Source organism: Citrobacter sp. TBCS-14, assembly GCF_005280805.1.
Classification (GTDB): domain Bacteria; phylum Pseudomonadota; class Gammaproteobacteria; order Enterobacterales; family Enterobacteriaceae; genus Citrobacter; species Citrobacter gillenii.
Genome location: NZ_SZWM01000476.1, coordinates 332,259 through 345,434, shown reverse-complemented (window position 1 = coordinate 345,434; position 13,176 = coordinate 332,259). Strand labels below are relative to the sequence as shown.

Here is a 13,176-nt window from a genome sequence, read left to right as displayed (position 1 = left end):
TCCACTCTCTGGTACGGTGTCTCTCTTCCTCCTTCCCGGTAGCTAAAATCTGGTGGCTAGAAATCGATCGCGCCTGCCGCAATAATCAAACCACTTGAAGGGGGAATATATCCTCGCCATATGCATTGATATGAAAAAGGATGGTGAATGAACTGGGCACACGTATTGTTGGCAGGCTATATCGGGGCGGTGATTGCAACCGTGGTGGGCGTCTGTCGTAAAAAGGGCTGGGTAGGTAAGGTTTCCGGTGCGGTGATTTTTGTCGTGGCGATTATCGGCTGGAATCTGTTTGATACGCACTATCTCATCCCGCGCGAAAGTCCGGACTATGGGCTGACTGAAACGCAGAAATTCGAGAAAGCAATGCTGACAATGCCCGTCTATGAGGTCATTAAGGAGCAGGAACCCGCGCTATGGCAGACGATTCTCAACCAGGCGGTGGAGATGAAAACGGCGGGGAAAAGCGAGCAGCAGATTATTGACACCATACAGCCGCAGATCCTGACGTTCCAGATGGCGCGCTTACAGCAGGCACCCGATGCCAACGTGATTGCCTATATGCAGGTGAACCTCGCGCAAATTGACGCGATAGCGAAAGTAGGCGGTGACGAATGCTTTCGCTTCCTGTTCCCGGCGGTAAAGGGCGGTATCAACCCGGTACAGCTTATTCCACGTGAAATTATGAGTCGCCGTATGGCGAATGACATGACGATGCTGCAGGCGGCTTACGGCCCGGGAAAACATACAGTTACGGCGGAAGAAAAAGAGCTGGCGCTTCAGGATCTGCAAGCCATTAGTCCGGGACTGGTGCAGCGCTATGGGCCGGATATTCAAATCATGGCCGACCCGAATAAAGGCGTGGGTAAAGAGCAACTGGCTTGCGATATGGTTCAGGATCTGTGGACGCAGGTTCTCAAATTGCCGACCGCTCGCGCCGCCGGCGTGATTCGTCTGATGCTCTCAGCCGAAATGCAATAACGCAGTATTGCCCCTTTGCCTAACGTCAGAGGGGTTTTAGCATCCGCACTTCGCAATCTACATGCCCCGTGCAGCCCAGCGGCTCGGCAATATGCGCAAAGCCCAGACGTTCGTAGAGGTGAATCGCCTCGGTCAGAAATTCGGTGGTTTCCAGATAGCACTGTTTAAATCCCTGCTCACGGGCGTGATCGAGAGCCATCAACGCCAGCTTTTTCGCCAGTCCCTGACCACGCACGCTCGGCAGAAAGTACATCTTCTGTAATTCGCAAATATCCGGCTCGCTACAGCCTAATGGCGCAACGCCACCGCCACCGACGACCTGCCCATTTTGTTCAACCACCCAATAGGCCGCACCCGGCTGGCTGTATACCTGGAATAACTCATCGAGATTAGGGTCAGCCACCGTGTAACCTTTATCAGCGGTCAAACCGTATTCGGCGGAGACCTGGCGGATCACGTGGGCAATGGCGGTGTTATCGTCGGCAGCAATGCGACGCAGCGTCGCCGAGACAGGTGTAATGACACTCATAGCGAACTCATGACGTAAAAGTGGGACATATGCAGTTAATACCACTGCGGAGAGGGAAAGCGCAAGCGAGGATAATTCAATAAAAAGCCTCTGGGCGAGTGCGTCAGAGGCTTTTATCGTCTGCGGTGTCGGATGCGCTACGCTTATCCGACCTACGATGACGGTGTCTGTTTGCCGGATAAGCGTAGCGCCATCCGGCAAACAGCTTTACAGCGCGGCAATAACCGCCTGCTGTTCAATCAGCTTCGCTTTCGCTTCCGCGTAACCTTCCAGCTTCTCACGCTCTTTAGCGATCACCGCTTCCGGCGCGCGTGCGACAAAGCCTTCGTTGGACAGTTTGGCTTCAATGCGGCCAATCTCACCGTCGATTTTGGTCACTTCTTTCGCCAGACGTGCCAGCTCATCTTCTTTATTGATCAGGCCAGCCATCGGGATCAGCAGCTCGGCGCCGTCGATAATTTTAGTCACGGAAACCGGACCTTTATCATCAGCAGGCAGCACGGTGATGCTTTCCAGACGTGCCAGGTTCAGCAAGAAGCTACGGTTGTCGTTCACACGACGCATCGCGGCTTCGCTGCAACCACGCAGCAGCAGCTCCAGCGGTTTGCCCGGCGCGATGTTCATTTCCGCACGGATGTTACGGATGGCCACGATTGCCTGCTTCAGCCATTCGGTATCGGCCAACGCGGCTTCATCAACCTGTGCCGTATCGTATTCCGGGAACGGCTGCAGCATGATGGTGTCGGCAGTGTTACCGCAAATAACCTTCACACGCTGCCAGATGGTTTCGGTGATGAATGGGATGATTGGGTGCGCCAGACGCAGCAAACCTTCCAGCACGGTTACCAGCGTATGGCGGGTGCCGCGCAGCTCAGACTCAGAACCACCGGTCATGACCGGCTTGGTCAGCTCCAGGTACCAGTCGCAGAACTGGTTCCAGGTGAACTCGTACAGAATGCCCGCGGCGATATCGAAGCGGAAGTTATCCAGTGCCTCGCGGTACGCTTTGATGGTCTGGTTGAATTCCGCCAGAATCCAACGGTCCGCCAGCGACAGGGTCATTTCGCCGCCGTTGAAGCCGCAATCCTGATCTTCAGTGTTCATCAGCACAAAGCGGCTGGCGTTCCACAGCTTGTTACAGAAGTTACGGTAACCTTCCAGACGCTTCATATCCCAGTTGATATCGCGACCGGTTGAGGCCAGTGCCGCCAGGGTGAAACGCAGGGCGTCGGTACCGTGCGGCTCGATGCCGTCCGGGAACTGCTTCTCGGTACGTTTAGCAATTTTCTCAGCCAGCTGCGGCTGCATCATGTTGCCGGTACGTTTCTCCAGCAGATCCGGCAGGGAAATACCGTCAACCATATCCAGCGGGTCGATAACGTTACCCTTGGACTTGGACATCTTCTGGCCTTCGTCGTCACGAATCAGACCGGTCATGTAGACCGTCTTAAACGGAACCTGCGGCTTGCCGTTTTCATCTTTGATGAAGTGCATGGTCATCATGATCATGCGGGCAATCCAGAAGAAGATGATGTCGAAGCCAGAAACCATCACGCTGGTTGGGTGGAACTGACGCAGCGCGTCGGTGTTTTCCGGCCAACCCAGCGTAGAGAAGGTCCACAGCGCGGAGGAGAACCAGGTGTCGAGAACGTCTTCGTCCTGACGCAGTGCAACGTCGGCGCCGAGGTTGTTTTCCTGACGCACTTCGTCTTCGGTACGGCCGACATAGACGTTGCCGTCGTTGTCATACCAGGCCGGGATGCGGTGACCCCACCACAGCTGACGGGAGATACACCAGTCCTGGATATCACGCATCCAGGAGAAGTACATGTTTTCGTACTGCTTCGGCACGAACTGAATGTCGCCGTTCTCAACCGCTTCTACCGCCGGTTTTGCCAGCACGTCGGCACGGACGTACCACTGGTCGGTTAGCATCGGTTCGATAACCACGCCGCCACGGTCGCCGTAAGGCACGGTCAGGTCGTGCGGTTTAATCTCTTCCAGCAGGCCCAGCGCGTCGATAGCGGCAACCACCGCTTTACGTGCGGCAAAGCGCTCCAGCTTCTGGAACTCAGCCGGGATCGCGTTGGAATAGACGTCAGATTCTTCGCCTTTGGTGTCGTACACCTCCGCGGTTTCGCGGATGTCGCCGTCAAAGGTCAGGATGTTGATCATCGGCAGGCCGTGACGTTTACCGACTTCATAGTCGTTAAAGTCGTGCGCCGGGGTGATCTTCACGCAGCCGGTGCCTTTTTCCATATCGGCGTGTTCATCACCAACAATCGGAATACGGCGGTTAACCAGCGGCAGGATAACGAATTTGCCGATCAGATCTTTATAACGCGGATCTTCCGGGTTGACGGCCACACCGGTATCGCCCAGCACGGTTTCCGGACGCGTGGTGGCGACCACCAGATAATCTTTCCCGTCTGCGGTTTTTGCGCCGTCAGCCAGCGGATAGCGGATGTGCCACATTGAGCCTTTTGACTCGCGGTTTTCTACTTCCAGATCGGAGATGGCGGTGCGCAGTTTCGGGTCCCAGTTTACCAGGCGCTTGCCACGGTAAATCAGGTCTTCTTTGTACAGGCGAACAAAGACTTCTTTCACGGCATTGGAAAGACCTTCGTCCATGGTGAAGCGCTCGCGCTCCCAGTCCACGGAGTTGCCCAGACGGCGCATCTGACGGGTGATGGTGCCGCCGGATTCCGCTTTCCACTGCCAGATTTTATCGATAAACGCATCGCGACCGTAGTCGTGACGGGTTTTACCTTCTTCGGCGGCAATCTTACGCTCAACCACCATTTGGGTGGCGATACCCGCGTGGTCGGTACCGGCCTGCCACAGGGTGTTTTTACCCTGCATGCGCTGGTAGCGAATCATGGTGTCCATGATGGTTTGCTGGAAAGCATGACCCATATGCAAACTGCCGGTGACGTTCGGCGGCGGGATCATGATGCAGAAGGACTCTTTGCTTTCATCGCCGTTAGGTTTGAAATAGCCCTGCTTTTCCCAGTGCTCGTAAAGCGGCTGTTCGATATCTTGTGGGTTGTATGTCTTTTCCATTATTTCCAGGTTGCCGTATTCAGGTTAAAACCAGCCACGCGGTAAGCTTTGTAGCGCTCGCGTGCCGATTGTTTCAAAGAATCTTCATAAGGGACGAAGTCTACCACTTCTGTGAAAGCGGTGGCAAAATCTACAAAGCCGACGCGCAAACTGATCAGCAGATCGCGTGGGCTGCTGTTGCGTTTTTCTGGCCAGGCTATTTCGACCGGAGCACCACCACGCGGACCTTCCCCCGCCAGATTATGCGGCACGAAGCTTTCTGCCGGTCTTGCCCACAGCGCTTCATCCAGCCGAATAGCCTGTTTTTCGTCTTCACAGGCGATCAGTACGCGCTTGCCCGCGCGCCAACGTTCTGCGGCAATTTCACACACCAGTTGTTCAACGGCGCTTAAGCCATCTTGTTGTGTGTCGTTATCCAGAAGATAGAACGTTGCGTTTCTCATAATATGGGGCTTCTTGTTGTGGATTTAAATGCAAAGCCGGATGGCGCTACGCTTATCCGGCCTACGGTTAAATACTCACTGTAGGCCGGATAAGACGCGTATGCGGCGCCATCCGGCAATCAAGCAAACTTACTCTTCGCCGTTAAACCCGGCGCGATTGAGCAGGAACTGCGACAGCAGCGCCACCGGACGACCGGTTGCACCTTTGGCTTTTCCTGAACGCCAGGCGGTTCCCGCGATGTCGAGGTGTGCCCAGTTGTACTTACGGGTAAAGCGCGACAGGAAGCAGCCAGCGGTAATCGCGCCACCAGGGCGTCCGCCGATGTTCGCCATATCTGCGAAGTTGGACTCCAGCTGTTCCTGGAACTCATCACCCAGCGGTAAACGCCATGCGCGATCGCCCGCCTGTTCGGACGCGCCAATCAGCTCGTGCGCCAGCGGGTTGTGGTTCGACATCAGGCCAGTGATGTGATGGCCCAGCGCAATCACGCAGGCACCGGTCAGGGTGGCGACGTCGATGACCGCTTCAGGTTCGAAACGCTCGACATAGGTTAACACGTCACACAGCACCAGGCGGCCTTCGGCATCGGTGTTCAGTACTTCAACAGTCTGACCGGACATGGTGGTTAACACATCACCCGGACGATACGCGCGCCCGCCTGGCATGTTTTCACAGCCCGCCAGCACGCCGACAACGTTGATGGGTAACTGAAGTTCCGCCACCATGCGCATCACGCCGTACACTGCCGCCGCGCCGCACATGTCGTATTTCATTTCATCCATGCCTTCGGCAGGCTTGATGGAAATACCGCCGGAGTCAAAGGTTAGCCCTTTACCGACCAGCACAATCGGGCGCACGTCTTCTGACGGGTTGCCTTTGTACTCGATAACCGACATCAAGGACTCGTTCTGCGAACCCTGGCCGACGGCAAGATAAGAGTGCATACCCAGCTCTTTCATCTGCTGCTCGCCAATGACGCGCGTGACGACATTTTTGCTGTAGCTGTCGGCCAGTTGACGCGCCTGAGAAGCCAGGTACGCTGCGTTACAGATGTTCGGCGGCATGTTGCCGAGATCTTTCGCGGCTTTAATACCGGCGGCGATCGCCAGGCCGTGCTGAATGGCGCGCTCGCCGCTGGTCAGTTCACGGCGGGTAGGGACGTTGAACACCATTTTACGCAGCGGGCGACGTGGCTCGCTTTTGTTGGTCTTCAACTGATCAAAACTGTAGAGGGTCTCTTGTGCTGTCTCGACAGCCTGACGCACTTTCCAGTAGTTGTTACGGCCTTTAACGTGCAGTTCGGTCAGGAAGCAGACGGCTTCCATGGAGCCGGTATCATTCAGAGTATTGATGGTTTTCTGAATAACCTGCTTGTACTGGCGCTCATCAAGCTCACGCTCTTTGCCACAACCAATGAGAAGAATGCGCTCAGACAGAACGTTAGGAACGTGGTGTAGCAACAGGGTCTGACCCGGTTTGCCTTCCAGTTCGCCACGACGCAGCAGGGCGCTGATGTACCCGTCGCTGATCTTATCGAGCTGCTCTGCAATCGGAGAAAGGCGGCGTGGTTCAAAGACGCCCACGACGATGCAGGCACTCCGCTGTTTCTCTGGGCTACCGCTTTTTACACTGAACTCCATGCACTACGCTCCTGAATCTTAAAGACAACGGCGGTGGCTACGGATAGAATTGCAAGCTTTCGTAACTCATACCCGCTGTTGCGGTGACTTCGTGTTAATCTTAACGTTATTACGGCATTGGCACGTCAGAACAATTTCTGAGAGGTGGATCCGTTGAGTATAATGATCTTAGCGACGATTTCGACGACTCAAGAGAATAAATGACGTTTAAGCCATGAAACAAGCTATTTTCCTGCAAAAGACGGGTTTTTACGGGCGTATTTAAAGTGATAATCATAAGATATCTGGTACGGGAAACGCTCAAAAGCCAACTTGCGATCCTATTCATCCTGCTGTTGATCTTCTTTTGTCAAAAGCTGGTCAGGATCCTCGGTGCGGCGGTTGACGGTGACATCCCGGCAAATCTGGTGCTCTCGCTGCTGGGGCTGGGCGTGCCAGAAATGGCGCAACTTATCTTGCCATTAAGCCTGTTCCTCGGGCTGCTCATGACGCTGGGCAAACTGTATACCGAAAGTGAAATTACGGTGATGCACGCCTGCGGGCTGAGTAAGGCCGTACTGGTGAAAGCGGCGATGGTGCTGGCGCTGTTTACCAGTATCTTTGCGGCGATCAACGTGATGTGGGCGGGGCCCTGGTCTTCAAAGCATCAGGACGAAGTGCTGGCGGAAGCGAAAGCGAACCCCGGCATGGCGGCACTCGCGCAGGGACAGTTCCAGCAGGCCACTAACGGCAGCTCGGTGCTGTTTATCGAAAGCGTCGATGGCAGTAATTTCAAAGATGTGTTCCTCGCGCAGATCCGCCCAAAAGGTAACGCCCGTCCTTCCGTGGTCGTGGCCGATTCCGGACATCTGACGCAACTGCGCGATGGCTCCCAGGTGGTGTCGCTGAACGAAGGTACGCGCTTTGAAGGGACCGCGCTGCTGCGTGACTTCCGCATTACCGACTTCAAGGACTATCAGGCGATTATCGGCCATCAGGCCGTGGCGCTGGATCCGAACGACACCGACCAGATGGACATGCACACGCTGTGGACGACTGACACCGATCGCGCCCGTGCGGAGCTGCACTGGCGTATCACGTTAGTATTCACGGTGGCGATGATGGCGCTGATGGTGGTACCGCTGAGTGTGGTGAATCCACGTCAGGGACGCGTACTGTCGATGCTGCCCGCCATGCTGCTGTATCTGATGTTCTTCCTGATCCAGACCTCACTGAAGTCGAACGGCGGCAAAGGGAAACTGGATCCAGTGTTCTGGATGTGGACGGTTAACCTGAGTTATCTGGCTCTGGCGATTGCGCTTAACCTGTGGGATACGGTGCCTGTGCGCCGCTTGCGTGCCCGTTTTCTGCGTAAAGGAGCGGTATAATGCAGCCCTTTGGTGTACTTGACCGCTATATCGGTAAAACCATTTTCACCACCATCATGATGACGTTGTTCATGCTGGTGTCGCTCTCCGGCATCATCAAGTTTGTTGACCAGTTGAAAAAGGCCGGGCAGGGGAGCTACGACGCGATGGGGGCCGGGCTGTATACGCTGCTCAGTGCCCCTAAAGACATTCAGATCTTCTTCCCGATGGCGGCGCTGCTCGGTGCGCTGCTGGGATTGGGCATGCTGGCCCAGCGCAGTGAACTGGTGGTGATGCAGGCGTCTGGTTTTACCCGCATGCAGGTTGCGCTGTCGGTGATGAAAACCGCTATTCCGCTGGTGCTGTTGACGATGGCCATCGGGGAATGGGTTGCGCCGCAGGGTGAACAGATGGCGCGTAACTACCGCGCACAGCAGATGTACGGTGGCTCGCTGCTGTCTACCCAGCAAGGGCTGTGGGCGAAAGACGGCGACAGCTTTGTCTACATTGAGCGGGTGAAAGGCGACGAAGAGTTAGGGGGTATCAGTATTTATACCTTTAACGACCAGCGTCGTTTGCAGTCCGTGCGCTATGCGGCTTCTGCCAAATTTGATAAAGACAATAAGGTCTGGCGTCTGTCGCAGGTGGATGAGTCCAACCTGCAGGATCCGAAGCAGGTTACCGGTTCACAAACTGTTAGCGGCACCTGGAAGACCAACCTCACGCCAGACAAACTCGGTGTCGTGGCGCTGGATCCGGATGCGCTGTCGATCAGCGGTCTGCATAACTACGTGAAGTACCTGAAGTCCAGCGGCCAGGACGCCGGACGCTACCAGCTCAACATGTGGAGCAAAGTCTTCCAGCCGCTGTCCGTGGCGGTGATGATGCTGATGGCGCTGTCGTTCATCTTTGGCCCGCTGCGTAGTGTGCCGATGGGCGTGCGTGTAGTGACGGGGATTAGCTTCGGTTTCGTGTTCTACGTGCTGGACCAGATCTTTGGTCCGCTGACGCTGGTATACGGTATTCCACCGATTATCGGGGCGCTGCTGCCAAGTGCCAGCTTCTTCCTGATAAGCCTGTGGCTGATGCTGCGTAAATCGTAATTACAGCCCGCCAGCAGTGCCGGATGGCGCTGCGCTTATCCGGCCTACTCAGGACCCGGAGGCCAGATAAGGCGTTAATGCCTTATCTGGCAAAGTAACACAGGTACTAGCGTTTTCTTCCGCCCATCAAACTTCCCAACATGCCACGAATAATCTGATTGGTGACCTGACGCGCCGCGCTTTTTGCCACGCTCTGCACCACACCATCACGCTTGCCGCCGCGCGGCCCGGTGCTGCCAAACAAGATATCCTTCAGCCCGCCGAGAATACCGTCGTCCACTGCGACCGCTTTGCCGTTGGCGGGTGGTGTGTTTTGCTGCTCAGTACTGGCCTGCACGCCTTGCTGTAAGCGCTCATAGGCCGACTCACGGTCAACCTCTTCTTCATATTTGCCGTACAGCGCGGAGTGATTAATCAGCCCGTTACGCTCATCGTCGGTTACCGGTCCCATGCGCGAGCACGGCGCAATCACCATCGCCCGCTCCACCACCGACGGACTGCCTTTGGCATCGAGGAACGAGATTAGCGCCTCGCCGGTCCCCAGTTCCTGAATGGCTTTTTCGGTATCAAATGCCGGATTGGCACGCATGGTTTGTGCCGCAGTTTTCACCGCTTTCTGGTCTTTGGGGGTGAATGCGCGCAGGGCGTGCTGCACGCGGTTACCCAATTGACCGAGCACGTTGTCCGGAATATCGGCGGGGTTTTGCGACACGAACCACACGCCGACGCCTTTCGAGCGGATAAGGCGGATCACCTGTTCGATTTTATCCAGCAATACCTGCGGGGCATCGTTGAACAACAGATGGGCTTCGTCGAAGAAGAACACCAGCTTGGGTTTTTCCAGATCGCCCGCTTCCGGCAACTGCTCGTACAGCTCGGAGAGCATCCACAGCAGGCTGGCGGCGTACAGTTTGGGCATCTGGTACAGTTTTTCTGCGCTAAGGATGTTGATTATCCCCTTGCCGCTGGCGTCGGTGCGCATCCAGTCTTTGATACCCAGCATCGGCTCACCAAAGAAATGCGCCGCGCCCTGTTGCTCCAGCGACAGTAGCCCGCGCTGGATAGTCCCGACCGAGGCGCTACTGATATTGCCGTACTGATTCTGGAAGGATTTAGCGTTATCGCCGATGTACTGAGTGATGGCCCGCAGGTCTTTGAAATCGAGCAGCAACAGCCCCTGGTCATCGGCAATGCGGAAGATAATATCCAGCACGCCGGACTGCACATCGTTCAGGTTCAGCAGGCGGGCCAGCAGCAGCGGGCCGAGATCCGATACCGTGGCGCGCACCGGGTGACCTTTCTCACCGAAGATATCCCACACCGTGACCGGATTATCATGCGGCTGCCAGTCGGTAATACCGATGTTGTTCAGGCGGGTCAGCAGCTTTTCAGACGCCTGTCCTGCCTGCGCTACGCCGGTTAAGTCGCCTTTAACATCGGCCATAAACACCGGCACGCCGATCTCCGACAGCGATTCGGCCAGCTTCTGCAAGGTGACGGTTTTACCGGTCCCGGTCGCGCCGGTAATCAGCCCGTGGCGGTTGGCCATGCCAGGCAGTAAAAACAGTTCGGTGTCCGGCGTGCGGGCAATTAACAGGGGTGCGCTCATTGAGATTTCCTCCATTTATCCTGCCTGGAGTATAGGCAATGTCGATGAAAGAGAATATGCGCAGGGGAGAGAAAATGACTTAAAGCGTATTGCCGTGATAAATCTGATATCCCAAATCTACGGTGTTGTGGTTATGGTCGTTGTTCTTGATTTTACTGAGCAACATCTGCGCCGCCATGCGACCAATGTCGAAACGTGGGGTGATCACGCTCGCGAGGCTTGGGATCATCTGCCTGCCCATTTCCAGCCCGTGGAATCCGGCAATCGAGATCTGCTCCGGCACCGCCAGATCGCGCTCGCGGCACAGCAGCAGCGCGCCCATCGCAATGTCGTCGTTGGTACAGAACACGCCGTCTACATCCGGGTGCGCAGCCAGCGCGTCACGCATCATCTGGGTACCGAGATGGATGGAGGAGATGGCGCGCGGATTCACGCGCAGCGGTTCCAGACCCCGGCGAGTCATGGCATCGCAATAGCCGCGATAGCGCTGCTCGTCACGGACGTCGTCTTTCGAACCCAGATACAGGATTTTGTGGCGCGGGCGTTTATCCAGCATGGTGCTGACCATATCAAACGCCGCCTGGCGGTTATCGAATCCCACCTCCATATCCAGACGATCGCCCTGGATATCCATCAGCTCAACCACCGGAATAGTCGCTGAACGCAGAAACTTCACGGTACGTAAAGTGTGATATTTCTCGGAAAGAATAATGCCGTCGATGTTGTACGACAGCAGGTTGATAACCGATTCTTCCTCGGACTCCCGATCGTAATTGTAGTTGGCGATCAGCGTTTGATAGTTATGGTCCGAGGTCACGGATTCAATCCCCGCCAGAATGTCGGCAAACAGCTGGTTTTGAAACGAGGGGATCAGCACGCCGAGCGTATAGCTTTGCGCGTTCAACAGCATTGCCGGCGCGCGGTTGGGGATGTAGTTAATCTCCTCCATAATCTGCGCGATGCGCTCGCCGGTTTCCTTTGCGACTTTTTTCGGCGAGCGGATGTAGCGACTCACCGTCATTTTGGTCACACCCGCCAGGGTGGCGATATCTTGCAAAGAAATTCTGTGGTTCCTCATCTTCTCTCCTGAGCCGGGGAGCGCTGGCTTGTGCTCCCCGGTAATGCCGAACTAATGCAGAATGGCGTTAAGCGCCAGAACCCCAAGGAGTCCCATAATGGAAATCAACGTTTCCATGACTGTCCAGGTGCGCAACGTTTCGCCGACGCTGAGATTAAAATAGCCTTTAAACAGCCAGAATCCCGGATCGTTAACGTGGGAAGCAATCACGCTGCCCGCACCGGTTGCCAGCACCATCAGCGCCGGATCGGCATGGGTGACGTTAATAATCGGCAGCACCACGCCCGCGGTAGTAATCGCCGCCACGGTGGCTGAACCGAGCGCGATGCGCAGCAACGCCGCGACCGTCCAGCACATCAACAGCGGAGAGAGTGAGGTACCGGTCATCAGGTGCGAGATATACTGGCCCACGCCGCTGTCGACCAACACCTGCTTAAACGCCCCACCGCCGGCGATGATAAACACAATCATGGCGATGGCACCGATAGAGTCGCCAATGATATCCATTATTTGCTCGATCGTACGTCCGTTACGACGGCCAAGGGTAAAAATGGCGAGGACGATGGCAATAAACAAGGCGACCGCAGGGTTACCGATAAACTCAAAGAACACCCGCACGCTGTTGGTCTTCGGTAGCGTAATTTCGCACACTGCGGCGACCGCCATCAGTATGACCGGGATAACCGCGGCAAAGATACTGTTCCAGAACGACGGCATCTCTTCTTCGGTAAACAGATGCGGGTTAAATAAGCCTTCCGGCGGCGCTTTCTCAAAGCGGGTCAGCAGCTTGGAGAACAGCGGCCCGGCGACAATCACCGTCGGGATAGTAATAATAAATCCGTACAGCAGCGTGGTGCCAAGGTTGGCCTCGAAGATCGTGGCAATCGCCGTTGGTCCCGGATGAGGCGGCAGAAAACAGTGGGTCACGGACAGCGCCGCCACCATCGGCACGCCGACGTACAGCAGCGGCAGTCCGGATGAGGCCACCACCGTAAACACCAGCGGCAGCAGCAGAACAAAACCGACTTCGAAGAACATCGCCAGACCGACGACCAGCCCGGTAATGACCAGCGCCCACTGCACGCGTTTTTTACCGAACGTACCAATCAGCGTAGTGGCGATGCGCTGGGCTGCGCCGGTATCGGAGATTAGCTTTCCGAGCATGGCGCCGAACCCGAGGATCATCGCCAGCCCGCCGAGCGTCCCGCCGATCCCATTTTGTATTGAGTGCAGAACGGCCTGGGCATCCATCCCTTCGGCAAAACCGACGACCGCCGCTACCAGGACCAGAGCAATAAAGCCGTTAACTTTAAAGCCAATCATCAGGACCAGGAGCAGCGCGACGCCTGCCGCAATAATAATTAATGGCATAATCTTTTCTCTTAT

The 13,176-nt window shown here is 55.9% G+C and carries 11 protein-coding genes; 4 read left to right on the top strand and 7 right to left on the bottom strand.

The genetic code is table 11. The features are described from left to right. The first annotated feature begins 147 nt into the window (after positions 1-147). Positions 148-978 (top strand): topoisomerase II, encoded by an 831-nt coding sequence (locus FDX22_RS18610; protein ID WP_115259565.1) that lies wholly within the window; start codon positions 148-150, stop codon positions 976-978. Between the two features lie 25 nt (positions 979-1,003). On the opposite strand, the gene FDX22_RS18605 is transcribed toward FDX22_RS18610, so the two are convergent. The 4 genes from FDX22_RS18605 to pepA form a co-directional block, all read right to left on the bottom strand. After that, positions 1,004-1,507, bottom strand: coding sequence for a GNAT family N-acetyltransferase (locus tag FDX22_RS18605; RefSeq protein WP_115259564.1), 504 nt, complete (start codon positions 1,505-1,507; stop codon positions 1,004-1,006). A 207-nt stretch (positions 1,508-1,714) separates the two neighbouring features. Next, entirely contained in the window at positions 1,715-4,570 is a 2,856-nt protein-coding gene (locus FDX22_RS18600; protein ID WP_146717602.1) for a valine--tRNA ligase, read from the bottom strand. Further along, a complete protein-coding gene (gene holC / locus FDX22_RS18595; protein WP_096758490.1) occupies positions 4,570-5,013 on the bottom strand; it encodes a DNA polymerase III subunit chi in 444 nt (147 codons plus the stop codon). Before holC ends, FDX22_RS18600 begins: the two co-directional genes overlap by 1 nt. Positions 5,014-5,142: 129 nt before the next feature. Beyond that, complete coding sequence (pepA, locus tag FDX22_RS18590; RefSeq protein ID WP_115259562.1) at positions 5,143-6,654, bottom strand: leucyl aminopeptidase; 1,512 nt, start codon at positions 6,652-6,654, stop codon at positions 5,143-5,145. A gap of 153 nt (positions 6,655-6,807) precedes the next feature. On the opposite strand from pepA, the gene FDX22_RS30545 reads away from it, so the two are divergent. The 3 genes from FDX22_RS30545 to lptG all read left to right on the top strand — a co-directional run bounded on the left by FDX22_RS30545 (position 6,808) and on the right by lptG (position 9,103). Next, positions 6,808-6,858, top strand: coding sequence for a hypothetical protein (locus tag FDX22_RS30545; RefSeq protein WP_212723231.1), 51 nt, complete (start codon positions 6,808-6,810; stop codon positions 6,856-6,858). A 62-nt stretch (positions 6,859-6,920) separates the two neighbouring features. Further along, positions 6,921-8,021 (top strand): LPS export ABC transporter permease LptF, encoded by a 1,101-nt coding sequence (gene lptF / locus FDX22_RS18585; RefSeq protein ID WP_115259561.1) that lies wholly within the window; start codon positions 6,921-6,923, stop codon positions 8,019-8,021. Continuing rightward, complete coding sequence (lptG, locus tag FDX22_RS18580; protein WP_115259560.1) at positions 8,021-9,103, top strand: LPS export ABC transporter permease LptG; 1,083 nt, start codon at positions 8,021-8,023, stop codon at positions 9,101-9,103. Before lptF ends, lptG begins: the two co-directional genes overlap by 1 nt. Positions 9,104-9,209: 106 nt before the next feature. Here the strand turns inward: lptG and FDX22_RS18575 are convergent, their stop codons facing one another. The 3 genes from FDX22_RS18575 to idnT form a co-directional block, all read right to left on the bottom strand. Next, positions 9,210-10,712 (bottom strand): helicase HerA-like C-terminal domain-containing protein, encoded by a 1,503-nt coding sequence (locus FDX22_RS18575; protein WP_146717601.1) that lies wholly within the window; start codon positions 10,710-10,712, stop codon positions 9,210-9,212. A 79-nt stretch (positions 10,713-10,791) separates the two neighbouring features. Next, positions 10,792-11,790: a LacI family DNA-binding transcriptional regulator gene (locus FDX22_RS18570; RefSeq protein ID WP_096758486.1), complete on the bottom strand. Its 999-nt coding sequence runs from the start codon at positions 11,788-11,790 to the stop codon at positions 10,792-10,794. A 51-nt stretch (positions 11,791-11,841) separates the two neighbouring features. After that, positions 11,842-13,164, bottom strand: a complete 1,323-nt coding sequence (gene idnT / locus FDX22_RS18565; protein WP_324187049.1) for a gnt-II system L-idonate transporter — start codon at positions 13,162-13,164, stop codon at positions 11,842-11,844. Between the last annotated feature and the right edge of the window lie 12 nt (positions 13,165-13,176).